A 24,140-nucleotide genomic window follows, 5' to 3' on the forward strand; every position below is an offset into this window, starting at 1 on the left:
TGGCGCCGAACCCCTGTCGCCTTAACGCGCGGCGGCCCGAAACGCGGCGGGCCCGCCTCCCGACCCCGGCCTCCCGATCCGCGGCCTGCCGGGCCGCCGCCTATTCCAGCGTGATGCCGCGCGAGCGGATCACCTCGCCCCATTTCGCGCTCTCCGCCGCCAGTTGCTCCGGCCAGGCCTCCGGCGTGCCGATATCAGGGAAGATGGAGCCGTTGCGGAGCTTCTCCACCACCTCGGGCTGGCGCAGCGCCGTGGCCTTGGCGGCGGCAAGGGCGCGGATGATCGGCGCCGGCGTGCCCGCGGGAGCGAGCAACGCGAAATCCGAGGAGCATTCGTAGCCCGGATAGCCGCTCTCGGCGATGGTCGGGATCGCCGGCGCCAGCGGGTTGCGCTGCGGCGAGGAGACGCCGAGGGCGGTGACCTGCTTGCTGGCGATCAGCGGCAGCGCCGTCACCGCATCGACGAAGGCCATCTCCACCTCGCCGGCGATCAGCGCCTGCACGGCGGGGGCGCCGCCGCGATAGGTGACGTTCTGCACCTCGATCCCGGCCGAGCGGAGGAAGAGCTCCGTCGCCAGATGCGCGGAGGAGCCAGCCCCGGAGGAGGCGTAGGAGAGCTTGCCCGGCTGCTTCTTCGCCAGCGCGACGAGCGCCCCGATATCGGCGAGGCCGAGCTTCGGGGTGACGCAGAGGAAGATGGGCGTGGTGGCGACCCGGCCGATGCCGGCGAAGGCCTTCTCGTCGTCATAGCCGCGCTGCGGGAAGAGGTGGCGCGCCATGGCATAGGTCGAGTTCACGCCGAGCAGCAGAGTGTAGCCGTCCGGCCGGGCGCGGGCGACCGAGGCATGGCCGATGGTGCCGCTGGCGCCGGGGCGGTTGTCCACCACCACATTGCCGGGCAGCGCCGCCGACATGCCCTGGGCGAGGACGCGGGCGACGAAATCCGTCGAGCCGCCCGGCGCCCAGGCGACGACGAGGGTGACGGGTCGGCTGCCGGGATAGTCCTCGGCGGCGGCGGGGCGCGCGGCGAGGCCGAGCAGGGCGGCTGCGGCGCCGAACTGGCGGCGAGTGATGCTCATGGCGTCCTCCTTCTTGTCCCTCGGGGCTTGTCTCGCGCGGGCCAGCCCGGCCAGGACGCGGCGTTGACGTGTACGTACCAGATAGTACATAAACCTCGCAAGCACCAAATCCGGAGCCGCATGCGATGTCCGCCACCGCCCTCCCTGCCGCGCCGCGCCCGCTGCTGCTCGGGCTGATCGGCACCGGCCTCCAGCTCTCGCGCACCCCGGCGATGCATATGCGCGAGGCGGCGGCCCAGGGCATCGCCTGCGTCTACCGCCCGATCGACCTGACCGCGCTCGGCCTCGGTGCTGCGGCGCTGCCCGAGCTGCTGACGGCGGCCGAGCGGATGGGCTTCGACGGGCTCAACATCACGCATCCCTGCAAGCAGGCGGTGATCCCCCTGCTCTCGGCCCTCTCGGCGGAAGCGACGGCGCTCGGCGCGGTGAACACGGTCGTGCTGCGCGACGGCGCGCGGATCGGCCACAACACGGATTGCAGCGGCTTCGCCGAGGGCTTCCGCCGCCAGCTTCCGGAAGTGCCGTTGGCGCGGGCGGTGCAGCTCGGCGCCGGCGGCGCCGGCACGGCGGTGGCGGAGGCGGCGATGCGCCTCGGCATCGGGCGCCTCACCCTGTTCGACATCGATGCCGGCCGGGCCGGCACGGTGGCGGCGGCGCTCTGCGACCGGCACGGCGCCGGGCGGGCGGTCGCCGGCACCGACCTCGCCGCCGCCATGGCCGAGGCGGACGGGCTGATCCATGCGACGCCGACCGGCACCGCGGCGCATCCCGGCCTGCCGCTCGACCCGGACCTGCTGCAGCCGCGGCACTGGGTGAGCGAGATCGTCTACTTCCCGCTGGAGACGCCGCTGCTGCGGGTGGCGCGGGCGAAGGGCTGCCGGACGGCGCATGGCGGCGGCATGGCAGTGTTCCAGGCGGTGCATGCCTTCCGGCTCTTCTCTGGCCGCGAGCCCGATGTGGCGCGGATGCAGGCGCATTTCGCCGAGATGATCGCCGGAGGCTGAACAGCCGGTATCACCTCTCCGGCCGCAGCCAAGCGAGCACCGCCTCGGTGATCATGCGTCGATGCGCCGCGACATGGGCAGGGGCGGTGAGGTCGCGGCCGAAAATGCGCTGCAGCGTGTGCCGGTTCGAGACACGGTAGAAGCAGAAGCCGCTGATCAGCATGTGCAGGTCGACGGCGTCGACGCGGGCGCGGAAGACTCCGGCCCGCTCGCCGCGATCGAGCAGGTCGCGCAGGGTGCGGATGACGGTGTCGTTGCGGTCGGCCACCAGGGGCGCGTGCTCCAGGTGGCGGGCGTTGTGGATGTTCTCGACCGCCACCATGCGAACGAATTCCGGATGTGCCGCATGGTAGTCGAAGGTGATCTCGACCAACCGCCGCATCGCCGCCACCGGATCGAGGCTGCCGAGGTCGAGCGCCTGCTCGGCGGCGCGGATGCCGCCGTACATCGCCTCGAGCACGGCGGCGTAGAGCCCCTCCTTGCTGCCGAAATAGTAGTAGATCATGCGCTTGGTGGTGGCGGTCCGGGCGGCGATCTCGTCCACCCGGGCGCCGGACAGCCCCTTCTCGGCAAATTCGCTGAGCGCGGCCTCGAGGATGCTGCGGCGCGTCTGGTCGGGGTCGCGCTGCCGCGGGCGCGGCGGGAGGGTGGTATCCGGCATGGTTATGAACCTTCTGGTTAGTCCATAACCTGCCACGGGGCTGGCCCCGTCCGCCAGCACCTTGCAGGCCGGCCGGCTTCGCAGGAGGAAGAAGGCCTCGGCAGGGAGGGGAACCGCATGGCGACGGTGCGGCAGGCGACCATGGCGTTGCTGCGGGACTGCGGCATGACCACCGTCTTCGGCAATCCCGGCTCGACCGAGCTCGGCTTCCTCGACCGCTGGCCGAACGACGTCCGCTACGTCCTCGGCCTGCAGGAGGCGAGCGTGGTGGCAATGGCCGATGGCTTCGCCCGCGCCAGCGGCCGCGCCGCCCTCTGCAACCTGCACTCCGCCGCCGGGCTCGGGCACGCGCTGGGCAATGTCTTCACCGCCCATCGCAACCAGGCGCCGCTGGTCATCACCGCCGGGCAGCAGGCGCGCAGCCTGCTGCCGCTGAACCCCTTCCTCGGCGCCAGCGAGGCGGCGAGCTTCCCGAAGCCCTATGTGAAGTGGTCCTGCGAGCCGGCGCGGGCGGCCGATGTGCCGGCGGCCCTGGCGCATGCCGCTCATATCGCCCTGCAGCGCCCCTGCGGCCCGTGCTTCGTCTCCATCCCGAGCGACGACTGGGGCGCCGAGGCCGCGCCGCTGCCACTGCGCCGGGTCAGCCGGGACATGGCGCCCGACCCGGAGGCGCTCGCCGACTGCGCGGCGGCGCTGGCGGCGGCCCGCAACCCGGTGCTGGTCATCGGGCCGGAGGTGGATGCCGAGGCAGCGGGCGAGGCCGCGGTCGCCCTGGCCGAGCGGCTGCGCGCCCCGGCCTGGGCCAGCCCCTTCAGCAGCCGCCTCTCCTTCCCCGAGACGCATCCGCTCTTCGCCGGCCATCTCGCCGCGGCGCCGCCGGCGGTCTCGGCCGCGCTCTCGGCGCACGACCTGGTGCTGGTGCTCGGCGCCCCGGTCTTCACCTTCCACGTCGCCGGCGACTGCCCGCTCTTCCGCGCCGGCATCCTGCTCTTCCAGCTCACCCCGGATGGCGAGGCGCTGGCGGCGGCCGCGATCGGCACCGGGCTCCAGGGCAGCCTGCGCCTGGGCCTCGCCGCGCTGCTCGCCCTGCTGCCGCAGACGGAGCGCGCCGCGCCGCCGGCACGCGCCAGGCCGACACCGCCGCCTCCGGCCAGCCCGATCAGCGCCGAATACCTGTTCCACCGCCTCGCCGGCCTGCTGCCGGCGGGGGCCATCATCGTCGAGGAGGCGCCCTCGCACCGGCCGGCGATGCAGACGCATCTGCCGATCCGCGACTGGGGCGGCTTCTTCACCATGGCGAGCGGCGGCCTTGGCTACTCGCTGCCGGCGGCGGTCGGCGTGGCGCTGGCGCGGCCCGGCCGGCGCGTGGTCGCGGTGATCGGCGACGGCTCGATGATGTATTCCATCCAGGCGCTCTGGACCGCGGCGCAGCACGTCCTGCCGCTGACGGTGGTGGTGCTGAACAATGGCGGCTACGGCGCCATGCGCAGCTTCGGCCGGGTGCTGGGCACCGAGGGCGTGCCGGGCATCGAGCTGCCAGGGCTCGATTTCGTCGCCCTGGCGCAGGGCATGGGCTGCCCCGGCCTGCGGGTGACGGAGCCGGCGGCGCTCGCCGAGGCGCTGGCTGCGGCACTGCGCTCGGACGGGCCGATGCTGGTCGAGGTCGCGGTCGATGCCGCGATCCCGACGCTCTACTGACGCAGCGCATCAGTCTGGGGGACTGGAGGTCGGAGGGAGCCGAGGCCGCCTCCCGGTTCAGAACGCGAGCTGCACCTTCATCGCCTTGCCCCGGTCGCCGGCGAGCTCGAAGGCGGCCACCGCCTCCTCCACCGGCAGCGTCGCGGTCAGCAGCGGCATGGGGTCGATGGCGCGCCGGCCGAGCAGCTCGACCGCCAGGGGGAATTCCTCCTGGAAACGGAAGGTGCCGCGCAGCGCGATCTCCTTCGCCACCAGCGTCGAGAGCGGCAGGGACACGTCGCCGCCGAGGCCGAGCTGCACGATCACCGCCCCGGGCCGCGCCACCTCGATCGCGGTCTTCAGCGCCGCGGCGCTGCCGCTCGCCTCGAAGACCGCGTCGAAATGCCCCTTGTCCAGCGCATAGCCGCGCAGCGCGTCCGGGTCCTCGGCGACCGCGATGGTGCGGTCCGCCCCCATGCGCCGCGCCGCCAGCAGCGGCGCCGAGAGCAGGTCGGTCGCCACGATCTCCCGCGCCCCGGCATGCCGGGCGGCGGCGATGGCGAGCGCCCCGATCGGGCCGGCCCCGGTGACCAGCACCCGCGCGCCGAGCAGCGGCCCGGCCTGCCGCGCCGCATGCAGGCAGACGGAGAGCGGCTCGGCGAAGGCGGCGAGGGTCACGTCCATGCCGGCCGGCAGCGGCACGGCGCGCGCCGCCTCGCAGACCAGGCTCTCGGTGAAGCCGCCCTGCACATGCGGCAGCCGCATCGCGCTGCCGTAAAAGCGCATGTCGAGGCAGTGATTCGGCTGGCCGGCATGGCAGAAGCGGCAGGCGCCGCAGGGCAGGCTGGGATTGACCGCGACGGCGGTGCCGGGGCCGGGATGCGTCATCCCCTCCCCCACCGCCTCGACCACGCCCGCCACCTCATGGCCGAGCACCATCGGCTCGCGCAGCCGCACCGCGCCGAAGCCGCCATGCTGGTAGTAATGCAGGTCGGAGCCGCAGATGCCGCCGGCGCGGATGCGGATGCGGACCTCGCCCGGCCCGGGCGCGCCGGCCGGCCGCGTCTCGATCCGCAGGTCGCGCGGCGCGTGGATGACCACCGCGCGGCCGCCGCTTGCCCCGCCGGTCGCTGCCTCGGCGGCCATCACCGCACCTCCGTCGGCAAGGGCCGGCCGGCGAAGAAGGCGTCCAGGTTGTCCTGCATGAGCCGCCCCATGGCCTTGCGGGTTTCGACCGTGCCGCTCGCCGCATGTGGCGCCAGCACGACGTTCGGGAAGTCGAGGAAGGCCGGGTCGATCGCCGGCTCGTTGTGGAAGACGTCGAGGCCGGCGCGGGCGATGCGGCCGCTGCGCAGCGCCTCCAGCAGCGCCGCCTCGTCGAGGCAGGAGCCGCGCGAGACATTGACGAAGATCGCCCCCGGCCGCAGGGCCTCGAAGGCGGCGCGGTCGATCAGCCCCTCGGTGGTCGGCCCGCCCATCGCCGTGCAGAGCAGGATGTCGACATGCGGCGCCAGCGCCGCGGGCGTCGGGTAGTGGCGATAGGGCAGATGCCCCTTGGGGGCGCGGCCGCTATAGGCGATCTCCATCCCGAAGCCCTCGGCGCGGCGGGCGACGGCCTGGCCGATCCGCCCCAGCCCGACGATGCCGAGCCGCTTGCCCCAGACGCGCGTGGTGAGCGGCATGGAGCCCTCGCACGTCCAGGCGCCGCCCCGCACCCAGGCATCGGCACGCGGGATCTCCCGCGCCGCCGCCAGAAGCAGGGCGAAGGCCATGTCCGCCACGTCCTCGGTCAGCACGTCCGGCGTGTTGGTCACCGGGATGCCGCGGGCGGCGCACCAGCCCTTGTCGATGGCATCGATCCCGACGCCGTAGCAGGCGACGATGCCGAGCCGCGGCAGGCGCTGCATCAGCGCCGCCGAGGCGCCGATCTCGCCCTTGGTGACGATGCCGCGGATCGCCGCCGCATGCGCCGCCAGGAAGGCCTCCGGATCCGGCGCCTCGTAGAGCAGGCGCAGCGTGTAGCGCTCGGCCATCGGTGCCAGGTCCCAGTCGGGGAGGACGCCCATGACCAGGAGCTCGGGCTTGTCCATGCATGCCTCCCCTGCTTGTCTCGGCGGCTGTAGAGCAGATCATGGCCGGGCGCCAACGCCCCGGCGCGGGAGGGATGCATGGCGCGCAACCTGTTCGACCTGACGGGCCGGCGTGCCCTCCTCACCGGCTCCAGCCAGGGGATCGGGCTGGCCCTTGCCCGCGGCCTCGGCGAGGCGGGGGCGGAGGTGGTGCTGAACGGCCGCGACGCGGCGAAGCTGGCACGCGCCGCCGAGGCGCTGCAGGCCGCGGGCATCGCCGCCCGCACCGCCGCCTTCGACGTCACCGACAGCAGGGCGGTGGAGGCCGGGGTGGCGCGGATCGAGGCGGAGCTCGGCCCGATCGACATTCTCTGCAACAATGCCGGCGTGAACTTGCGGGGCGCGCTGGAGGCGATGCCGGACGCGACCTGGCACGAGGTGATCGCCACCAACCTGCACAGCGCCTTCTACTGCGCCCGGGCAGTGGCGAAGGGCATGATCGCCCGCGGGCGGGGCAAGATCATCAACACCTGCAGCGTGATGAGCATGCTGGGCCGGCCGACCACCGGCCCCTATACCGCCTCCAAGGGCGCCATCGGCATGCTGACCAAGGCGATGTGCGCCGACTGGGCGAAGCATGGGCTGCAATGCAACGGCATCGCCCCCGGCTATTTCAGCACCGAGCTGACGGCGCCGTTGCGCGCCGACGCGGCCTTCAACGACTGGCTGTGCAAGCGGACCCCGGCCGGGCGCTGGGGCGAGCTGCCGGAGCTGGCGGGCGCGGCGGTCTTCCTCGCCTCCGACGCCTCGAGCTACGTGAACGGCCACCTCCTCTATGTTGACGGCGGCCTCACAAGCGTGGTCTAGCCGGGGACGACCCCGTTCAGGGAGGAAACGAATGATCTCGCGCAAGCACCTCTTCCGCGGCGCCGCGCTGCTACCCGGCCTCGCCTTCCTCGCCTCGGAGGCGAAGGCGCAGCAATCCGGCCCCATCGGTCCGGCCGATATCATGAAGCGCGGCAAGGCGCGGATCGGCGTGGTCACCGGCGCGCCGCCCTTCGGCATGGTCGATCCGCAGGGCAATGCGGTCGGCTACGACATCGACTTGGCGAACCGCCTGGCCTTCTACCTGGGCGTGCCGGCGGAGATCTCCTCCCTCACCCCGCCCTCGCGCATCCCGGCGCTGGAGGCCGGGCGGGTTGACTTCCTCTGCGCGACGCTCGGCGCCACGCCGGAGCGGGCGCGGACGGTGATGTTCACCATGCCCTACAGCGCCTTCCGCATGATGATCATGGCGAAGAAGGACAGCCCGATCGCCAAGATCGAGGACCTGGCCGGCAAGCGCGTCGGCGTGCCGCGCGGCACGCCGCAGGAGCAGGCGCTGGTCCGCAAGGCGCCGAAGGGCACCAATGTCGTGCGCTTCGAGGATGACGCGACCTCGGCCCAGGCGCTGATCGTCGGCCAGGTGGATGCGGTCGGCATTCCCGACACCATCGGCGGCGACATCGCCAAGACCCGGCCCGATGCCGGCCTCGAGAACAAGTTCCTGCTGTTCAACCAGCCGAACTGCATGACGGTCCGCAAGGACCAGTTCGAGATGCGGCAATGGCTGCAGAACACCATCTACTACATGAAGACCTCGGGCGAGCTCGACGACATCGCCCAGAAGTGGACTGGCAGCCCGTTGCCGCCCGATCTCCCCGTCTTCTGATCCCGCATGGGCTTCCAGTTCCAGTTCCAGCCGGTCTTCGCCCGGATGGACGCCTTGCTGGACGGGCTGTGGCTGACGCTGCAGCTCGCCGGCATCGGCATCCTCTGCGGCGCCCTGCTCGGCATCCTGCTCGCCATGCTGCGCGGCCTCGGCGGCCGGGCGACGCGCATCCTGGTCGATGCCTATGTCGAGCTGGTGCGCAACACGCCCTTCCTGGTGCAGTTGCTGATCATCTTCTTCGGCATGCCGAGCATCGGCATCCGGCTCTCGGCCGAGCAGGCGGCGCTCTCCGCCATCATCCTCAACCTCGGCGCCTATGCGACCGAGATCGTCCGCGCCGGCATCGAGAGCGTGCATCGCAGCCAGATCGAGGCCGGGCTGTCGCTGGCCATGACGCGCTGGCAGGTCTTCCGTTACGTGGTGCTGGCCCCGGCCCTGGCGCGGGTCTGGCCGGCGTTGTCGAGCCAGTTCGTGCTGATGATGCTCTCCACCTCGGTCTGCTCCTTCATCTCGGTGCAGGAGCTCTCGGCCCAGGCGGCGAACGTGGAATCCGAGACCTTCCGCAGCTTCGAGGTCTACATCACCGTCACCCTGATCTACCTGGCGCTCGCCATCCTGCTGCGGCTGCTGCTCGCGGGCCTCGGCGCGGTGCTGTTCCCGGCCGGCTCCGGCCTCGGCCGGCTGCGCGGGCAGGTGGGCCGATGATCCGCCAGTTCACCCAGTCCGAGTTCCTCTTCATCCTGGCCTCGGCGCGCTGGACGCTGCTGCTGACCTTGATGTCGATGCTGCTCGGCGGCTTGCTCGGCTTCCTCGTCGCACTGGCCCGCACCTCCCGCCTCGCGCCGCTGCGGACGCTCGCCGCCGGCTGGATCGGGGTGATCCAGGGCGTGCCGGTGCTGATGCTGCTCTTCCTCAGCTATTACGGCCTGGCGCTGGCGGGATTCGACCTGCCGCCGCTGATCGCCGCCACCGTCTCCATGGCGCTCTATGCCAGCGGCTTCCTCGGCGAGATCTGGCGCGGCAGCATCCAGGCGGTGCCCTGGCAGCAATGGGAGGCCTCCTCGGCGCTCGCCTTCTCCCGGCCGCAGCAATACCGCTATGTCATCCTGCCGCAGGCGGTGCGCATCGCCATCCCGCCGACCGTCGGCTTCCTGGTGCAGCTGGTGAAGAACACCTCCATCGTCTCGATCATCGGCGTGGTGGAGCTGGCCCGCGCCGGCAACCTGGTCAACAACGCCACCTTCCAGCCCTTCAAGGTCTTCGGGACGGTGGCGGCGATCTACTTCGTCATCTGCTGGCCGATCTCGCTTCTGGCCCGGCGTCTGGAAGGGAGGCTGCATGCCCGTCGTGCAGGTTGAGGGCGTCCACAAGCGCTTCGGCGCGGTGGAGGTGCTGAAGGGCATCGACCTCGCGGTCGAGGGCGGCGAGGTGGTGGCCATCATCGGCCGCAGCGGCTCCGGCAAGTCGACGCTGCTCCGCTGCATCAACGGGCTGGAGCAGATCCAGTCGGGCCGCATCGAGGTCTCCGGCCACAGCATCGACCCGAGCGGCCGGGGCCTGCGCGAGCTGCGCAAGGATGTCGGCATCGTCTTCCAGAGCTACAACCTCTTCCCGCATCTGCGCGTCGGCGAGAACATCATGCTGGCGCCGCGCATCGTCCTCGGCGTCTCCAAGTCCGAGGCGCGGTCGCGGGCCGAGGAGACGCTGGCCGAGGTCGGCCTCGCCGAGCGCTTCGACGCCTGGCCGGACAACCTCTCGGGCGGGCAGCAGCAGCGGGTCGCTATCGCCCGGTCGCTCGCCATGCGGCCGAAGGTGATGCTGTTCGACGAAGTGACGAGCGCCCTCGACCCCGAGCTCACCGGCGAGGTGCTGGCGACGATGGAGCGACTCGCGCGGCACGGCATGACCATGCTGCTGGTGACGCATGAGATGGGATTCGCCCGCCGGGTGGCGACGACCACCGTCTTCATGCACCAGGGCAAGGTGTGGGAGATGGGCCCCTCGGAGCGGATCTTCGGCGCGCCGGAGACGCCCGAGCTGCGGCAATTCCTCGGCGGCGGGCTGAAATAGCGCGCCGCGACCGGCCTGCCCCGGCTTGACGCCGGGCCGCGTCCCGGAGAGGCTGCGGCCCCCATAGATAGCTAGCGAAGCAAAGGGAGGGCCGCGGCGCCCATGAGCATCAGTGGCAAGGCCTATATCGCCGGGGCCTATGAGCACCCGACGCGCAAGGCCGACGATAAGTCGGTGGCGCAGCTGCATGCCGAGGTCGCCTATGGCGCCCTGCAGGATGCCGGGCTGACCAAGGACGATGTCGACGGCTATTTCTGCACTGGCGCGGCGCCCGGCCTCGGCCCGCTCAACATGGCCGACTATCTCGGCCTGACGAAGCTGCGGCATCTCGACAGCACCGATGTCGGCGGCTCCTCCTACGTGCTGCATGTCGGCCATGCGCTGGAGGCGATCGCGCTCGGCCAGTGCAATGTCGCCCTCGTCACCCTGGCCGGCCGGCCGCGGGCCGAGGCGATGGCGACCGGTACGGCGCCGCGGAGCTGGGGCGTCAACGTCCCCGACGATCCCTTCGAGATCCCCTATGGCCGCACCGTCGCCAATGCCTATGCGCTCTGCGCCATGCGGCACATGTACGAGTTCGGCACCACCTCCGAGCAGCTCGCCTGGATCAAGGTGGCGGCCAGCCATCACGCCCAGTGGAACGAGCACGCCATGCTCCGCAAGGTGGTGACGGTCGAGGACGTGGTGAACTCGCCCATGATCTCCGACCCGCTGCACCGGCTGGATTGCTGCGTCATCTCCGATGGCGGCGGCGCCCTCATCATCACCCGGCCGGAGATCGCGAAGAGCCTGAAGCGCCCGCTGGTCAAGGTGAAGGGCCATGGCGAGGCGACCAAGAACCAGAATGCCGGCTATACCGACCTGACCTATTCCGGCGCCCGCTTCTCCGGCCCCCGCGCCTTCGAGGAGGCCGGCGTCCGGCCTGCGGACATCCAGTACGCCTCGATCTATGACAGCTTCACCATCACGGTGCTGATCCAGCTCGAGGATCTCGGCTTCTGCGAGAAGGGCCAAGGCGGCAAGTTCGTCGCCGACGGCAACCTCATCTCCGGCACCGGCAAGCTGCCCTTCAACACCGATGGCGGCGGGCTCTGCAACAACCACCCGGCCAATCGCGGCGGCATGACCAAGGTGATCGAGGCGGTGCGCCAGCTCCGCGGCGAGGCGCATCCGAAGGTGCAGGTGCCCGGCTGCACCCTGGCCCTGGCGCATGGCACGGGCGGGCTGCTCGGCACCCGCCATGGCAGCGCGACCGTCATCCTGGAGAGGGAGTGATCACCATGGCGACGCCCGCTTCCAACCGCCAGCTTCCCGCCATCCAGGTGGATCCGACCAACAAGCCCTATTTCGACGCCGCGCGCGAAGGCCGGCTGCTGATCGGGCTCTGCAAGGATACCAACAAGCATTTCTGGTATCCGCGCGGCTGCTCCCCCTTCACCCTCTCGAACAATGTCGAGCTGGTGGAGGCCAAGGGCACCGGCACCATCTACACCTATACGGTGATGCGGACGAAGGAGCCCTATTGCGTCGCCTATGTCGAGCTGGATGAGGGCGTGCGCGTCTTCACCAACATCGTCGATTGCGACCTCGACAGCCTGAAGATCGGCCAGAAGGTGAAGGTGGTCTTCAAGCCGACCCAGGGCGACTCGCCGCCGGCGACGATGTTCACCCCTGCCTGACCCGGGCCGGCGGCCCGCGCCCCGGGCCGCCGGCCATCCTCCTTCCGCTGGCCATGGCGGCCCCGGCCGCGGCACCATCGCCGCAGCCGCGGAAGGACCCTCGCCATGCGCCGCCGACACCTGCTGGGACGGGCCAGCGCCCTCACCCTCGCCGCGGCCGGGCCAGCCATCGCGCTGCCGGAGGGCGCGGCGAGCCTCGATCCGCTCCTCGCGCCGATGCTGGCGGAATACCGGCTGCCTGCCCTCGTCGCCGCCCTGGTGCGGGAGGGCAAGCTGCTCGGCGCCGGCGCGGTTGGCACCCGCTGCTGGGGCCGCGAGGCGCCGGTCCGCCTGGATGACGCCTTCCATATCGGCTCGGACACCAAGGCGATGACCTCGCTGCTGCTGGCCATGCTCGTCGAGCAGGGCCGGCTGCGCTGGGACACCACCTTGGGCGAAGGCCTGCCCGACCTCGCCGCCGGCATGGATCCCGGCCTCGCCGGGGTGACGCTGACCCAGCTTCTCTCGCATACCAGCGGCCTGCCCTCCGACAACGAGGTCTTCGAGCGCCTGCTCGGGCAGTCCTATCTGCAGTCGGGCAATCTCGATTCGCTGCGGTACTGGCTGGTGCAGACCTGGGGCCGGCAGCCCCTCGCCGCCCCGCCCGGCAGCCGCTTCGCCTATTCCAATCTCGGCTATGTCATGGCCGGCGCCATCGCCGAACGCGCGACCGGCCGGAGCTGGGAGGAGCTGGTCGCCGAGCGGATCTTCGACCCCCTCGGCCTCGCCACGGCCGGCTTCGGCCCGGCGGCGCGGCTCGGCCGGGTCGATGCGCCGCTCGGCCATCGCTGGCGGCAGGAGGCGGCGCCCGAGCCGATGCTGGCCGGGCCCAATGGCGACAACCCGCTGATCATCGGCCCGGCCGGGACGGTGCATCTCTCGATCCTCGATTTCGCCGCCTGGGCGGCCTGGCACGCCGCCGAGGGCCGCCGCGGCCCGGCCCTGGTCACGCCGGAGACGGTGCGGCGCCTGCACCGGCCGGTCATCGACCTGCCGCCGCGGCCGGATGCGGCGCCCGGGACGCCGGCGACGGGCGGCTACGCGCTCGGCTGGGGGCGGCTCGCCCAGCCCTGGTCCCGCGAGCCCTTCCTGCAGCATGCCGGCTCCAACACCCTCAACCTCGCGCTCGTCATGCTGCAGCCGCGGCTCGACTTCGCCATGGTCATGGCGACGAATATCGGCGGCGAGCGGGCGGACGCGGCGCTGAAGGCGCTGGCCGAGGCGCTCTACCGGCAGCACGGCCCGGCTCCGGCCTGAACCGGCCGCCATTGCCTGCCGGCGCCCGGCCGCCTTACCTCTGCATCGACGAGGAAGGGAGAAGGCGGATGTCGAGCCACCACGCCGCAACGGCAGCCAACGAGGCCATGGTGCTGCGCGAGGATCAGGGGCCGGTCGCCCTGCTCACCCTCAACCGCCCGGCGGTTCGCAACAGCCTCTCCCGCGCCATGCTCGCGGCGTTGCAGGAGGCGCTCGACGGCATCGCCGCGGATGAGCGCATCCGCTGCCTCGTCATCACCGCCGAAGGACCTGCCTTCTCGGCCGGGCACGACCTCAAGGAGATCACCGCGCATCGCGGGGATGCCGATGCCGGCCGCGCCTTCTTCGAGGACACCATGGCGGCCTGCAACCGGGTGATGCAGGCGGTGGTCGGCCTGCCGCAACCGGCGATCGCCGCCGTCGAGGGCGTCGCCACCGCCGCCGGCTGCCAGCTCGCCGCGAGCTGCGACCTCGTCGTCGCCGCCGAGAGCGCCAAATTCTGCACCCCCGGCGTCGATATCGGCCTGTTCTGCACCACCCCCGGCGTCGCCCTCGCCCGCGCCGTGCCGCGCAAGGCGGCGATGGAGATGCTGCTGCTCGGCGAGATGATCCCGGCGGCCGAGGCGCATCGCATGGGGCTGGTCAACCGCGTCGTGCCGCGCGGCGAGGCCCTGCCGGCGGCCCTCGGCCTCGCCCGCCGCATCGCCGCCCGCTCCGCCGTCGCGCTCCGCCTCGGCAAGCGCGGCTTCAACCGCCAGGCCGCCCTGCCGCTGGCCGAGGCCTATGCCGAGGCCGGTACGATCATGGTAGAGAACCTCCTCGCCGGGGATGCCGCCGAGGGGATCGGCGCCTTCCTCGGCAAGCGCGCGCCGGAATGGCGGCATCGGTAGGACGCTCCCCATGGCCGATTTCGAGACCGGGCTCGCCCGCAACCCCGCGAACCACCAGCCGCTGACGCCGCTGCTCTTCCTCGAGCGGGCCGCCGCGGTCTTCCCGGAGCATTGCGCGGTGGTGCATGGCGCGCTGCGGCGGAGTTACCGCGCGTTGCGGGATCGCTGCGTGCGCCTGGCCTCGGCCCTCGCCGGGCGCGGGATCGGCCGCAGCGACACCGTGGCGGCGCTGCTGCCGAACATCCCCGAGATGCTGGAATGCCATTACGGCGTGCCGATGGCCGGGGCGGTGCTGAACACGCTGAACACCCGGCTCGACGCCGCGACGATCGCCTATATCCTCGATCATGGCGAGGCGAAGGCGATCCTCGTCGACCGCGAGCTGGTGCCGCTGCTGCGCCTCGCCCTCACCCAATGCGCGGCGCGGCCCCTGGTCATCGAGGTAGACGATCCCGAGGCCACGCCCGAGGCGCGGGCCAACAGCATGGGCGGCCTCGACTACGAGGCGCTGCTGGCGGAGGGCGATCCCGCCTTCGCCTGGCCCCTGCCGCGCGACGAATGGGACGCCATCACCCTCAACTACACCTCCGGCACCACTGGCAAGCCGAAGGGCGTGGTCTACCACCATCGCGGCGCGCAGCTTCTCGCCACCGGCAACGTGCTCTCGGCCAGCATGGCGCGGCACCCGGTCTATCTCTGGACCCTGCCGATGTTCCACTGCAACGGCTGGTGCTTCCCCTGGACCGTCACCGCCGTGGCCGGCACCCATGTCTGCCTGCGCGCGGTGCGCGGCCCGGCGATGTGGGCGCTGATGGCCGAGCATGGCGTGACCCATATGTGCGGCGCGCCGGTGGTGATGGCGACGCTGCTCGACACGCCGGAGGCCGGGAAGCGGGTGCTGCGCCACCAGGTGCAGTTCGTCGCCGCCGGGGCGCCGCCGCCCGAGGCGGTGCTGGCCGCCATGCAGGCTGCGGGCTTCGCGGTGCTGCATGTCTACGGCCTCACCGAATGCTACGGCCCGGCGGTGGTGAACGAGTGGAACACCGCCTGGGACGCGCTGCCGGCGCCGGAGCAGGCGAAGCTCATGGCGCGCCAGGGCGTGCGCTACCAGGCGCTCGAGGCGCTTGCCGTGCTCGACCCGGAGAGCCTGCAGCCCGTCCCGGCCGATGGCGCGACCATGGGGGAGGTCATGATGCGCGGCAATGTCGTCATGAAGGGCTACCTCAAGGACCCGGAGGCCACCGCGAAGGCCTTCGCCGGCGGCTGGTTCCATACCGGCGACCTCGCCGTGCGCTACCCGGATGGCTACATCCAGATCAAGGACCGCTCCAAGGACATCATCATCTCGGGCGGCGAGAACATCTCCTCCATCGAGGTGGAGGATGCGCTCTACAAGCACCCGGCGGTGATGCTGGCCGCCGTGGTGGCCCTGCCGGACGACAAATGGGGCGAGGTGCCCTGCGCCTTTGTCGAGCTGCGGCCGGATGCCAGCGCGACCGAGGCGGAGCTGATCGCCCATTGCCGCGGGCTGATGGCCGGCTTCAAGGCGCCGAAGCGGGTGGTCTTCACCGAGCTGCCCCGCACTTCCACCGGCAAGATCCAGAAGCATGTGCTGCGGCGCCAAGCGCAGGAGGCGTAATGCAGCGGGGGGGCTGGCGGCACGTCGCCGCCGGTGCTAAGCCGCCCGGCGTCGGAGCGTAGCGCAGCCTGGTAGCGCATCAGTCTGGGGGACTGGGGGTCGTGGGTTCAAATCCCGCCGCTCCGACCATTCCGGCCTCGCCGCAGCGGCATCGTCTCACCGCGAGCTGGGCCGCACCCCTCCTCGCCAGGCCTCGACCAGCCACCGATCCTCGGCGAGTTCGCGCTGCATCGCCTGCAACCATTCCTCGCGCCCGGCCAGCCGGGCTTCGACCGCGCCGATCCCTGGCGTGGGTGAGGCCGTGATCCTGCCCGCCCTGACCGGCACGGGCGCGCTAGAGCGTGATCGCTTGAGGTGGACTCCCCGAAAAGCGTGACTCGCGCGATCAAACAACGGCCTGGACCATGATCCGCGACCCTGTGTGAGCGGATCATGGTCCAGGTACCGCCGCCCGGCTGCGTCGCGTCTCCGGGCTCTGGGGCAACGGCGGCGGGGTCCAGCCGGCTCAGCCCGGCGCCGCCCCCGGCATGGGCATCGGCAGCGGCTCCGGGAGCGCCGTCGCGGCCACTGGTCGCAGCTGCTCCAGCGCCGTCGCCGATTGCGTCACGGCATCGCCACCGGGCCCGGTCTGCAACGGCCAGCCCTGCGCCCATCCCGCCGCCGGCAGGCCGAGCAGCCCAAGGGCCAGCACGCCGCCACGCCACCACCGCCCCGTCATGCCCCGCTCCCCTGCCCTGGCGTGACGCCGGGGATCGCCAGCGTCACCCGCAGCCCGGGCATCGCCTCGCCGAGATGCAGGTCGATGCCGTGCAGTTCCGCCACCGCCTTGACCAGCGCCAAGCCGAGCCCGGTGCCGGGCGTCGCGCGCGCCGCGTCCAGCCGGTGGAACCGGTGCAGCACCGCCCCCCGCGCCCCGGCCGGAATGCCCGGCCCGTCATCCTCCACCGTGAGCACCGCGCCGCCCGAGGACGCCGGCGCCAGGCGCAGCGCGACCCGCCCGCCTGCGCGCCCGTGCTTCACGGCGTTGTCGAGGAGATTGGACAGCATCTGCGTTACCAAATCGCTGTCCCCGAGCATCTCGAGCCCTGGGGCGATCGCCGTCTCGAGGCTCTGGCCCCGCTCCTCCGCCGCCGGCGCATGCACCTCGGCGACGGTCTCGGCGACGGCGGAGAGGTCGAAGCGGGTGAAGCCGGCGCGGCGCGCGCCGCTCTCGGCCTGGGCGATGCGCAGCAGCGCGGCGAAGATGTCGAGCAGCCGCTCGCAATCGAGGATCGCGCCCTCCGTCGCCGCCCGCCAGTCGGCCTCGCCCTGCGCCGTCCGCAGCGCCGCCTCCAGCCGCTGCCGCAGCCGGTTGAGCGGCGTGCGCAAATCATGCGCGATGTCGTCGGTCACCTGCCGCAGCGCCTGCATCAGCCCCTGCACGCGGTCGAGCGCGGTGTTGATGCGCCGGGCCAGCCGGTCGAACTCGTCGCCGCCGCGCCGCACCGGCAGGCGGTGGTCGATCTCCCCCGCTTCCACCCGCGCCAGCGCCGTGCCCATCGCCGCCGCGCGGCGGGTGACGCCGCGGCCGATCAGCAGCCCGCCGCCAAGGCCGAGCAGCAGCGCCACGCCGCCGACCCAGCCGGCGGCGGAGAGCAGGAAGCCCTCGAGCTGGCGCACCGGCGCGATGTCGCGCCCGACCATGAGGAAGCCGCCGCCCGGCAGGGGGGTGCCCAGCGCGAGCAGCTCCGCCCCCGCGCCGGCATCCGCGCCCGAGAGGCGAAGCTGCCGCCAGCCCGGCGTCTGCGGCGCGCTGGCGAGGTTGCCGGCCAACCGCGCGCCATCCGGCCCCGCCAGCAGGTAGTACTGCGTGCCGCTGCGGTCGGAGGCGAGCCGCGCCTCGATCGAGATCGCGGCCGAGCGCGGGCCGCCGATGCGGATCGCCTGCTGCAGCAGGCCGGAATCCCGCTCCACGTCCTGCGCGAGCTGGCGCAGCGCGAAGCCGGTGCTCGCCCACCAGGCGACACCCGAGAGGGCGAGCGTGCCGATGAGCGTCAGGACCAGGTGCAGCAGGGTGATGCGGAAGGCGGTGCTGCCCCACCAGCGCGGCCGGTCCTCCCGCGCCCGGGCGTCAGTCCGGGGCACGGAGGCAGTAGCCGGCGCCGCGCATCGTATGGATCAGCGGCGGCGCCCCCTCGCGGTCGAGCTTGGCGCGCAGCCGCGAGATATGCGTCTCGACCACGCTGGTCTTCGGGTCGAAGTGGAAATCCCACACCCCTTCCAGCAGCATGGTGCGCGTCACCACCTGGCCGGCGCGGCGCATCAGGAATTCCAGCAGGCGGAATTCGCGCGGCTGCAGCTCGATGCGCTGGCCGGCGCGGGTGACGAGGCGCTTGAGCAGGTCCATCTCCAGGTCGCCGACCCGCAGGACCGTCGCCTCGGCGCTCAGCGGCGGCCGCCGCGCGAGCGCGTTCAGCCGCGCCGCCAGCTCGGTGAAGGCGAAGGGCTTGCCGAGATAGTCGTCGGCGCCGGCCTCCAGCCCCTCCACCCGGTCGCCGACGCCGGTGCGGGCGGTGAGGAACAGCACCGGGCTGCGCACCCCGGCGGCCCGGAGCGCCCGCACCAGGCCGAGCCCGTCCAGCTTCGGCAGCATGCGGTCCACCACCAGCACGTCGTAGCCGCCATCGCTGGCGAGGAAGAGGCCCTCCCGCCCGTCGGCGGCGCGGTCGACCGTATGGCCTGCCTCGGTGAGGCCGCGCACCACGTAATCGGCGGTCTCCGCGTCATCCTCGACGACCAGGATCCTCACGCGCCGTCCCGCCTCGTTCCAGGGTCATCGACCATACGGATTGGTATGCTTCGGTCGAGGATGCCGGCAAGCCTCCTGCGCTTCCATGGCGCCATGCCGTCTCGGGGACAGACCCGTGAGGCGGCCCGCAACCACGGAGGACAGCATGCCCAGCCCGAACCGTCGCACGAAGATGATCTTCGCCGGTGCCCTCGCCGTCGCCCTCGGCACCACCGCCCTCACCCCGGTGCTGCTGCATGCCGAATCGCAGTCCGCGACGGCGCCGGCGCAGCCTGGCACCGCCGTCGCCCTGCCCCGCCCGGCCGGCCCGGACTTCGCCGATCTCGCCGCCCGCGTCGGCCCGGCCGTGGTCCGCGTCTCGGTGACCGGGCACAGCCCGGTCCAGGGCGTGGCCGACATCCCGCCCGAGCTGCGCGGCACGCCCTTCGAGCGCTTCTTCCAGCAGCGCATGCAGGGCGCCCGGCCGCACCGCACCATGGGCCAGGGCAGCGGCTTCATCATCGACCCGAGCGGCTATGTGGTGACCAACAACCATGTGGTCGGCGAGGCCGACAGCGTGAAGGTCGAGCTCGCCGATGGCCGCGACCTGCCCGCCAAGGTGGTCGGCACCGATCCGAAGACCGACATCGCCCTGCTGAAGATCGAGGCAGGCGACAACCTGCCCACCGTGAAGTTCGGCGACAGCGACCATCTGCGCGTCGGCGAGTGGGTGCTGGCCATGGGCAACCCCTTCGGCCTCGGCGGCTCGGCGACGGCGGGCATCGTCTCGGCGCTCGGCCGGCAGATCGGCGCGGGTCCCTATGACGACTTCATCCAGACCGATGCGCCGATCAATCCCGGCAATTCCGGCGGCCCGCTCTTCAACACCGCCGGCGAGGTGGTGGGCGTCAACGCCGCGATCTTCTCCCCCTCGGGCGGCAATATCGGCATCGGCTTCGCCGTGCCCTCCGACCTGACGCAGAGCGTCGTCGCCCAGCTCCGGCAGAATGGCCGGGTCGAGCGCGGCTGGCTCGGCGTCTCCATGCAGAAGATCGATCCGGAGCTCGCCTCGGCGCTCTCGATCAAGGAGAGCAAGGGCGCGCTGATCGGCGGCGTGGAGAAGGACGGCCCCGCGGCCAAGGCCGGGGTGCAGCCGGGCGACGTGATCACGGCGGTCGGCGACCGGAAGGTGGCCATACCGCGCGACCTCGCCGAGGCGGTGGCCGCGGTGAAGCCGGGCGGCACGGTGACGCTGCATCTGGTGCGGGACGGCAAGCCGATCGAGCAGAAGGTGACGCTCGGCCAGGCGCCCGACACGCGCGAGGCCCGGGCGATGGGCGAGGATGGGCAGGGCCGCCCGAATCTCGGCCTGGCCCTGGCGCCGAACCAGCGTGGCGAGGGCGCGGTGGTGGCCGAGGTTCGGCCTGACAGCGTCGCCGCCAATGGGGGCCTGCAGCCGGGCGACGTCATCCTCCGGGCCGGCGACCGCACGGTGAAGGGGCCGCGGGACGTCGTCGAGGCGCTCGGCGCCGCGCGCAAGGACGGCAAGGCGGCGATCGCGCTGCAGATCCAGCGCGACGGCGGGCGGGCCTTCATGGCGCTGCCGCTGAAAGCCGGCTGAACCCCACCGGGCGGGACGCCTCTCCCCGCCCGGTGGGTCACGGGGCGGCTCGGACCTTGCGGTCCGGCCGCCCTTCGAACTCCCCGCAAAACCGCTTCGCGGCTTTGCGGGGGCCCCGTGGAGTCCCCTCCTGCCCCAGAACCGTCACAGCCTGCTGCGGCAAAGCCGCAGCAGGGCAATGGGTAGCAACGGCTTTGATAGGCGCTTTTCCGCATGCAGGGGCCGCGAAGCGGCTTTGCCGGGAGCTTTCAGACGATCTGGCAGGCTTCCTCGAAGGGCAGGCGCGGCAGCTTGCCGAACAGGCCGGCCGGATCGCCATGGCCGAGATTGCAGAGGAAGTTGGAGCGATAGGTCGTGCCGGCGAAGAAGACCTCGTCCACCTTCGCCTTGTCGAAGCCCGACATGGCGCCGACATCGAGCCCGACCGCCCGGGCCGCCAGCATCAGATAGGCGCCCTGCAGCGTGCCGTTGCGGAAGGCCGTCTCCTCGGCCAGCGTCGCGCTGCTGGTGAACCAGGATCTCGCATCGGTATGCGGGAAGAGATAGGGCAGCTTCTCGTAGAAGGCGGTGTCGTAGGCGACGATGGCGGTGACCGGCGCGGCCATGGTCTTCTCGAGATTGCCTGAGGACAGCGCCGGCTTCAGCCTCTCCTTGCCCTCCGGCGTGGTGACGAAGACGAAGCGCGCCGGCGAGGAATTGGCTGAGGTCGGGCCCATCTTCAGGATGTCGTAGAGCTCCCGCAGCTCGGCCTCGGTCACCGGCTGCGAGGTCCAGGCATTGTGGGTGCGCGCCGTGAGGAACAGCGTCTCGATCGCGGCCTTGTCGATCATGCTCGTCTCCATTGCGGTCTCGGGACCGGCTGGTCTGGGCGCCGGGGATCCCGGCGCCGGTGGCGCAGCGGCGGCAGGGCCGCCATCGCACGGGCCCGGCATCATGCGAGCCCGCCGGGCGCTCGGCAAACCGGGTGCCGGCGCGGCGCCGGCGGGCCGGGCTCAGGCCACGGCCGCGAGATGCCGCCGGCAGCGCATCAGCGGCTGGATGCGGGTGCCGAACTGCTCCATCCCCACCAGGAAGTCGTCGAAGGTCAGCATGACGCCGGCCAGGCCCGGCGTCTCGGCCAGGGCGTCGAGCTGGCGCGCCACCGTCTCGTAGGAGCCGATCAGGCGCAGCATGTTGGTCGGCACCCGGTCGGAGCGCACCATGCGCCCGACGGTGCTGTGCGCCTCGGCCCGCACATCGGCCGCCGCCTGCGAGTCGCGCCAGGCCAGCGCCTGCAGGTCGGTGCCGGCGACGTAGTGGTGCCACTTCGCCATCGCCGCCTCATCCGTCTCGTCGGCAATCACCATCATCAGCAGCATGGCCTTGCAGGCGCCGCCCGCCGCCGCATTGGCGGCCAGCAGCCGCTCGGTGTGCGGCCGGACCTGGCTGACATCGTTGATGCCGCCGGCGCTGATGAAATTGTAATCGGCGTGCTCGGCGGCGAATTGCATGCCGCGATTCGACTGCCCGGCCGAGATGATGTCGATCTTGCGCATTGGGCGCGGGCTGACCCGGCAATCCCGCATGCGGAAGAACTCCCCCTGGAAATCCGAGCGGCCCGTTGCCCAGAGCTCCTTCATCACGCTGACATATTCCGAGCAGTACTCGTAGCGCCGGGCGAAATGCGCCTCGCCGGGCCAGATATCCATCTGCTCATACTCGGCCTTCTGCCAGCCCGAGACGATGTTCACCCCGAACCGGCCATGGCTGATGCTGTCGATGGTGACGGCCATCCGGGCGAGCACCGCTGGCGGCACGGTCAGCACGGCGACCGAGGCGAAGAGCCGGATGCGCGTCGTCACGGCGGCCAGCCCGGCCATCAGGGTGAAGCTCTCGAGGTTATGGTCCCAGTATTCCGAGGGCCCGCCGAAGCCGCGGAGCTTGATCATCGAGAGCGCGAATTCGAAGCCGTACTGCTCGGCCTTGAGCGTGACCTCCCGATTGAGGTCGAAGCTCGGCAGGTATTGCGGCGAGGTGGTGGAGATCAGCCAGCCATTGTTGCCGATCGGAAGGAAGACGCCGAGTTCCATGGCCCTTGCTCCGTGCCGTTCGGCCACAGCATGTTGCAGCGCAGCGGGAGCGGCCAGGGGCCAGCCGCCCTGGATCAGGCCATGTCCCGCAGGAATCGCATCGAAATCGGGCATTGGACCGCCGCTTGCCGAGGGAATGCGCACATCCCCCGCGCGAGCGCCCTGCCGCTGGCGCCCCAGGCGGTTCCGCCCAGGCCAGGGCCCCTTCCCGACGCCGGCTTTTCCTGCTTGCTGGGCGCCCGGAGGAATCGCCGCATGGGCCCTGCCACCGCCATGAATCTCGGCCGGCTGCTGACGCAGACCGCTCGCCGCTGTCCCGATGCTGTCGCCCTGGCCTGGGGCGAGCAGCGCTGGAGCTTCGCCGAACTCGATGCCCGCGTGGACCGGCTCTGCGCCGCGCTCCGCAGCCGCGGCATCGGCCAGGGCGACCGCATCCTGACGCATGCGCGGAACGGCAATGCGATGTTCGAGATGATGTGGGCGGCCTTCAAGCTCGGCGCGGTCTGGGTGCCGACCAATTTCCGCCTGACCCCCGCCGAGGTCGGCTATCTCGCCGAGACCTCGCGCGCCCGCGCCCTGCTGCGGGACCGCGGCTTCCAGGCGCATGCCGAGGCGGTGCGCGGCGCCGGGCATTGCGAGCTCGTCCTCGCGGTCGGCGATGCCGGGCCCGGCGAGGAGGAGTACGAGGCGGCGCTCGCCACCGCCGCGCCGCCGCCCCCGGACCACGAGGCCGAGGTGCGGTACGAGGACCCCCTCTGGTTCTTCTTCACCTCCGGCACCACCGGCCGGCCCAAGGCGGCGGTGCTGACGCATGGGCAGATGGCCTTCGTCGTCACCAACCACCTGGCCGACCTCTTCCCGGGCGTCACCGAGCGCGACGCCTCCCTGGTGCTGGCGCCGCTCTCGCACGGCGCCGGCATCCACCAGCTCGGCCAGGTGGCGCGCGGCGCCCGCACGGTGCTGCTGCCCTCCGAGCGCTTCGATGTCGAGGAGGCCTGGCGGCTGGTCGAGGAGCACCGGGTGAGCAACATGTTCACCGTGCCCACCATCCTGACCGCGCTGGTCGAGCACCCGGCCGTTGACCGCTACGACCATTCCTCGCTGCGGCACGTGATCTATGCCGGCGCCCCGATGTACCGCGCCGACCAGAAGCGGGCGCTGGAGAAGCTCGGCCCCTGCCTCGTGCAGTATTTCGGGCTCGGCGAGGTCACCGGCAACATCACCGTGCTGCGGCCGGACCAGCACAGCCTGGCGGATGACGACCGCTACCCGCTCGGCTCCTGCGGCAGCGCGCGGACGGGGATGGATGTCGCCATCCTCGATGCCGAGGGGGCGCGGCTGCCGCCCGGCGAGACGGGCGAGATCTGCGTCCGCGGCCCGGCCGTCTTCGCCGGCTATTTCGAGAATCCGGAGGCGAACGAGAAGGCCTTCCGCGGCGGCTGGTTCCACACCGGCGATCTCGGGCATCTCGACGCCCGCGGCTTCCTCTACGTCACCGGCCGCGCCTCCGACATGTACATCTCGGGCGGCTCCAACGTCTATCCGCGCGAGGTGGAGGAGGCGATCCTCACCCATCCGGCGGTGCTAGAATGCGCCGTGGTCGGCATGCCGCATCCCCGCTGGGGCGAGAGCGGCATCGCCGCCGTGGTGCCGCGCCCCGGCCAGGCGGTAAGCGAGGCGGATGTGCTGGCGCATCTCGCCGAGCGGCTCGCCCGCTACAAGCAGCCGCTCCGCGTCGTGGTCTGGGAAGCACTGCCGAAATCCGGCTACGGCAAGATCCCGAAGCGCCTGGTGCAGGACCGGCTGCGCGAGGAGGGCATCGGCTTCTGACCGCATGCCCGTCCCAAGAGGTCGCGTGGCAAGGCTGCCTTGCCCCATGGTGCGCCGCAGCATCGAGTGATAATCGGGC

At 71.9% G+C, this 24,140-nt stretch carries 23 protein-coding genes and 1 tRNA gene; 15 read left to right on the forward strand and 9 right to left on the reverse strand.

The window, feature by feature from the left end:
* Positions 1-100: 100 nt before the first annotated feature.
* A complete protein-coding gene (locus HJG45_RS00235) occupies positions 101-1,078 on the reverse strand; it encodes a tripartite tricarboxylate transporter substrate binding protein (RefSeq protein ID WP_171610081.1) in 978 nt (325 codons plus the stop codon).
* A 125-nt stretch (positions 1,079-1,203) separates the two neighbouring features.
* Here HJG45_RS00235 and HJG45_RS00240 point away from each other — a divergent pair, with 125 nt between their 5' ends.
* Positions 1,204-2,082, forward strand: coding sequence for a shikimate dehydrogenase (locus HJG45_RS00240; RefSeq protein WP_171610082.1), 879 nt, complete (start codon positions 1,204-1,206; stop codon positions 2,080-2,082).
* Between the two features lie 10 nt (positions 2,083-2,092).
* Here HJG45_RS00240 and HJG45_RS00245 read toward each other — a convergent pair whose 3' ends face one another.
* Positions 2,093-2,743, reverse strand: coding sequence for a TetR/AcrR family transcriptional regulator (locus HJG45_RS00245; RefSeq protein ID WP_171610083.1), 651 nt, complete (start codon positions 2,741-2,743; stop codon positions 2,093-2,095).
* 117 nt (positions 2,744-2,860) lie between these two features.
* Between HJG45_RS00245 and mdlC the strand changes: the two genes are divergently transcribed.
* A complete protein-coding gene (gene mdlC / locus HJG45_RS00250) occupies positions 2,861-4,441 on the forward strand; it encodes a benzoylformate decarboxylase (RefSeq protein WP_171610084.1) in 1,581 nt (526 codons plus the stop codon).
* Positions 4,442-4,498: 57 nt separating this feature from the next.
* Here the strand turns inward: mdlC and HJG45_RS00255 are convergent, their stop codons facing one another.
* Together HJG45_RS00255 and HJG45_RS00260 are read right to left on the reverse strand one after the other, a co-directional pair.
* Positions 4,499-5,566 (reverse strand): L-idonate 5-dehydrogenase, encoded by a 1,068-nt coding sequence (locus HJG45_RS00255; protein WP_171610085.1) that lies wholly within the window; start codon positions 5,564-5,566, stop codon positions 4,499-4,501.
* Positions 5,566-6,510, reverse strand: a complete 945-nt coding sequence (locus HJG45_RS00260; RefSeq protein WP_171610086.1) for a 2-hydroxyacid dehydrogenase — start codon at positions 6,508-6,510, stop codon at positions 5,566-5,568. The genes HJG45_RS00255 and HJG45_RS00260 overlap by 1 nt, the downstream gene beginning before the upstream one ends.
* A gap of 78 nt (positions 6,511-6,588) precedes the next feature.
* On the opposite strand from HJG45_RS00260, the gene HJG45_RS00265 reads away from it, so the two are divergent.
* The 11 genes from HJG45_RS00265 to HJG45_RS00315 all read left to right on the forward strand — a co-directional run bounded on the left by HJG45_RS00265 (position 6,589) and on the right by HJG45_RS00315 (position 15,903).
* On the forward strand, positions 6,589-7,356 hold the full coding sequence (locus HJG45_RS00265) for an SDR family oxidoreductase (RefSeq protein WP_171610087.1): 768 nt from the start codon (positions 6,589-6,591) through the stop codon (positions 7,354-7,356).
* 31 nt (positions 7,357-7,387) lie between these two features.
* Positions 7,388-8,200: a transporter substrate-binding domain-containing protein gene (locus tag HJG45_RS00270; RefSeq protein ID WP_171610088.1), complete on the forward strand. Its 813-nt coding sequence runs from the start codon at positions 7,388-7,390 to the stop codon at positions 8,198-8,200.
* Between the two features lie 6 nt (positions 8,201-8,206).
* Positions 8,207-8,905, forward strand: coding sequence for an amino acid ABC transporter permease (locus HJG45_RS00275; RefSeq protein ID WP_171610089.1), 699 nt, complete (start codon positions 8,207-8,209; stop codon positions 8,903-8,905).
* Positions 8,902-9,558, forward strand: a complete 657-nt coding sequence (locus HJG45_RS00280) for an amino acid ABC transporter permease (protein ID WP_171610090.1) — start codon at positions 8,902-8,904, stop codon at positions 9,556-9,558. Before HJG45_RS00275 ends, HJG45_RS00280 begins: the two co-directional genes overlap by 4 nt.
* On the forward strand, positions 9,539-10,270 hold the full coding sequence (locus tag HJG45_RS00285; protein ID WP_171610091.1) for an amino acid ABC transporter ATP-binding protein: 732 nt from the start codon (positions 9,539-9,541) through the stop codon (positions 10,268-10,270). The genes HJG45_RS00280 and HJG45_RS00285 overlap by 20 nt, the downstream gene beginning before the upstream one ends.
* A 102-nt stretch (positions 10,271-10,372) precedes the next feature.
* On the forward strand, positions 10,373-11,545 hold the full coding sequence (locus HJG45_RS00290) for a thiolase domain-containing protein (protein ID WP_171610092.1): 1,173 nt from the start codon (positions 10,373-10,375) through the stop codon (positions 11,543-11,545).
* A gap of 5 nt (positions 11,546-11,550) precedes the next feature.
* Positions 11,551-11,949, forward strand: a complete 399-nt coding sequence (locus tag HJG45_RS00295) for a Zn-ribbon domain-containing OB-fold protein (RefSeq protein WP_111472110.1) — start codon at positions 11,551-11,553, stop codon at positions 11,947-11,949.
* Positions 11,950-12,054: 105 nt separating this feature from the next.
* Positions 12,055-13,245, forward strand: coding sequence for a serine hydrolase (locus HJG45_RS00300; RefSeq protein WP_171610093.1), 1,191 nt, complete (start codon positions 12,055-12,057; stop codon positions 13,243-13,245).
* A 68-nt stretch (positions 13,246-13,313) separates the two neighbouring features.
* Positions 13,314-14,135: an enoyl-CoA hydratase gene (locus HJG45_RS00305; protein ID WP_171610094.1), complete on the forward strand. Its 822-nt coding sequence runs from the start codon at positions 13,314-13,316 to the stop codon at positions 14,133-14,135.
* Positions 14,136-14,145: 10 nt separating this feature from the next.
* The gene (locus HJG45_RS00310; RefSeq protein ID WP_171610095.1) at positions 14,146-15,774 is read left to right on the forward strand and encodes an acyl-CoA synthetase; all 1,629 of its coding nucleotides are present in this window, start codon (positions 14,146-14,148) and stop codon (positions 15,772-15,774) included.
* Positions 15,775-15,826: 52 nt separating this feature from the next.
* Positions 15,827-15,903 (forward strand) — tRNA-Pro (locus HJG45_RS00315).
* Positions 15,904-16,279: 376 nt separating this feature from the next.
* Here the strand turns inward: HJG45_RS00315 and HJG45_RS00320 are convergent.
* The 3 genes from HJG45_RS00320 to HJG45_RS00330 are packed head-to-tail and all read right to left on the reverse strand — an operon-like array spanning position 16,280 to position 18,562.
* Positions 16,280-16,492: a hypothetical protein gene (locus tag HJG45_RS00320; protein ID WP_171610096.1), complete on the reverse strand. Its 213-nt coding sequence runs from the start codon at positions 16,490-16,492 to the stop codon at positions 16,280-16,282.
* On the reverse strand, positions 16,489-17,898 hold the full coding sequence (locus HJG45_RS28510; protein ID WP_171610097.1) for an ATP-binding protein: 1,410 nt from the start codon (positions 17,896-17,898) through the stop codon (positions 16,489-16,491). Before HJG45_RS28510 ends, HJG45_RS00320 begins: the two co-directional genes overlap by 4 nt.
* The gene (locus tag HJG45_RS00330; RefSeq protein WP_171610098.1) at positions 17,885-18,562 is read right to left on the reverse strand and encodes a winged helix-turn-helix domain-containing protein; all 678 of its coding nucleotides are present in this window, start codon (positions 18,560-18,562) and stop codon (positions 17,885-17,887) included. The genes HJG45_RS28510 and HJG45_RS00330 overlap by 14 nt, the downstream gene beginning before the upstream one ends.
* 145 nt (positions 18,563-18,707) lie before the next feature.
* On the opposite strand from HJG45_RS00330, the gene HJG45_RS00335 reads away from it, so the two are divergent.
* Positions 18,708-20,162 carry a DegQ family serine endoprotease gene (locus HJG45_RS00335; RefSeq protein ID WP_217362778.1) on the forward strand — a complete coding sequence of 485 codons (1,455 nt, stop codon included), beginning with the start codon at positions 18,708-18,710 and terminating at the stop codon, positions 20,160-20,162.
* A gap of 248 nt (positions 20,163-20,410) precedes the next feature.
* Here HJG45_RS00335 and HJG45_RS00340 read toward each other — a convergent pair whose 3' ends face one another.
* Together HJG45_RS00340 and rutA are read right to left on the reverse strand one after the other, a co-directional pair.
* Entirely contained in the window at positions 20,411-20,992 is a 582-nt protein-coding gene (locus tag HJG45_RS00340) for a malonic semialdehyde reductase (protein ID WP_217362779.1), read from the reverse strand.
* A 162-nt stretch (positions 20,993-21,154) separates the two neighbouring features.
* Positions 21,155-22,231, reverse strand: a complete 1,077-nt coding sequence (rutA, locus tag HJG45_RS00345; protein WP_171610100.1) for a pyrimidine utilization protein A — start codon at positions 22,229-22,231, stop codon at positions 21,155-21,157.
* Between the two features lie 255 nt (positions 22,232-22,486).
* On the opposite strand from rutA, the gene HJG45_RS00350 reads away from it, so the two are divergent.
* A complete protein-coding gene (locus HJG45_RS00350) occupies positions 22,487-24,061 on the forward strand; it encodes an acyl-CoA synthetase (protein WP_171610101.1) in 1,575 nt (524 codons plus the stop codon).
* The last annotated feature ends 79 nt before the right edge of the window (positions 24,062-24,140 follow it).

It is taken from the genome of Roseicella sp. DB1501, from assembly GCF_013112485.1.
In the GTDB taxonomy this organism is placed as follows: Bacteria; Pseudomonadota; Alphaproteobacteria; order Acetobacterales; family Acetobacteraceae; genus Paracraurococcus.

Excerpts from the sequence above, each read along its gene's own strand:
- HJG45_RS00240 (WP_171610082.1), top strand. The coding sequence starts at position 1,204 with ATGTCCGCCACCGCCCTCCCTGCCGCGCCGCGCCCGCTGCTGCTCGGG.
- HJG45_RS00280 (WP_171610090.1), top strand. The coding sequence starts at position 8,902 with ATGATCCGCCAGTTCACCCAGTCCGAGTTCCTCTTCATCCTGGCCTCG.
- HJG45_RS00290 (WP_171610092.1), top strand. The coding sequence starts at position 10,373 with ATGAGCATCAGTGGCAAGGCCTATATCGCCGGGGCCTATGAGCACCCG.
- HJG45_RS00310 (WP_171610095.1), top strand. The coding sequence starts at position 14,146 with ATGGCCGATTTCGAGACCGGGCTCGCCCGCAACCCCGCGAACCACCAG.
- HJG45_RS00335 (WP_217362778.1), top strand. The coding sequence starts at position 18,708 with ATGCCCAGCCCGAACCGTCGCACGAAGATGATCTTCGCCGGTGCCCTC.
- HJG45_RS00265 (WP_171610087.1), top strand. The coding sequence starts at position 6,589 with ATGGCGCGCAACCTGTTCGACCTGACGGGCCGGCGTGCCCTCCTCACC.
- mdlC (WP_171610084.1), top strand. The coding sequence starts at position 2,861 with ATGGCGACGGTGCGGCAGGCGACCATGGCGTTGCTGCGGGACTGCGGC.
- HJG45_RS00245 (WP_171610083.1), bottom strand. The coding sequence starts at position 2,743 with ATGCCGGATACCACCCTCCCGCCGCGCCCGCGGCAGCGCGACCCCGAC.
- HJG45_RS00320 (WP_171610096.1), bottom strand. The coding sequence starts at position 16,492 with ATGACGGGGCGGTGGTGGCGTGGCGGCGTGCTGGCCCTTGGGCTGCTC.
- HJG45_RS00340 (WP_217362779.1), bottom strand. The coding sequence starts at position 20,992 with ATGATCGACAAGGCCGCGATCGAGACGCTGTTCCTCACGGCGCGCACC.
- HJG45_RS00350 (WP_171610101.1), top strand. The coding sequence starts at position 22,487 with ATGGGCCCTGCCACCGCCATGAATCTCGGCCGGCTGCTGACGCAGACC.
- HJG45_RS00270 (WP_171610088.1), top strand. The coding sequence starts at position 7,388 with ATGATCTCGCGCAAGCACCTCTTCCGCGGCGCCGCGCTGCTACCCGGC.
- HJG45_RS00300 (WP_171610093.1), top strand. The coding sequence starts at position 12,055 with ATGCGCCGCCGACACCTGCTGGGACGGGCCAGCGCCCTCACCCTCGCC.
- HJG45_RS00235 (WP_171610081.1), bottom strand. The coding sequence starts at position 1,078 with ATGAGCATCACTCGCCGCCAGTTCGGCGCCGCAGCCGCCCTGCTCGGC.
- rutA (WP_171610100.1), bottom strand. The coding sequence starts at position 22,231 with ATGGAACTCGGCGTCTTCCTTCCGATCGGCAACAATGGCTGGCTGATC.
- HJG45_RS00275 (WP_171610089.1), top strand. The coding sequence starts at position 8,207 with ATGGGCTTCCAGTTCCAGTTCCAGCCGGTCTTCGCCCGGATGGACGCC.
- HJG45_RS00260 (WP_171610086.1), bottom strand. The coding sequence starts at position 6,510 with ATGGACAAGCCCGAGCTCCTGGTCATGGGCGTCCTCCCCGACTGGGAC.
- HJG45_RS00285 (WP_171610091.1), top strand. The coding sequence starts at position 9,539 with ATGCCCGTCGTGCAGGTTGAGGGCGTCCACAAGCGCTTCGGCGCGGTG.
- HJG45_RS00295 (WP_111472110.1), top strand. The coding sequence starts at position 11,551 with ATGGCGACGCCCGCTTCCAACCGCCAGCTTCCCGCCATCCAGGTGGAT.
- HJG45_RS00305 (WP_171610094.1), top strand. The coding sequence starts at position 13,314 with ATGTCGAGCCACCACGCCGCAACGGCAGCCAACGAGGCCATGGTGCTG.
- HJG45_RS00255 (WP_171610085.1), bottom strand. The coding sequence starts at position 5,566 with ATGGCCGCCGAGGCAGCGACCGGCGGGGCAAGCGGCGGCCGCGCGGTG.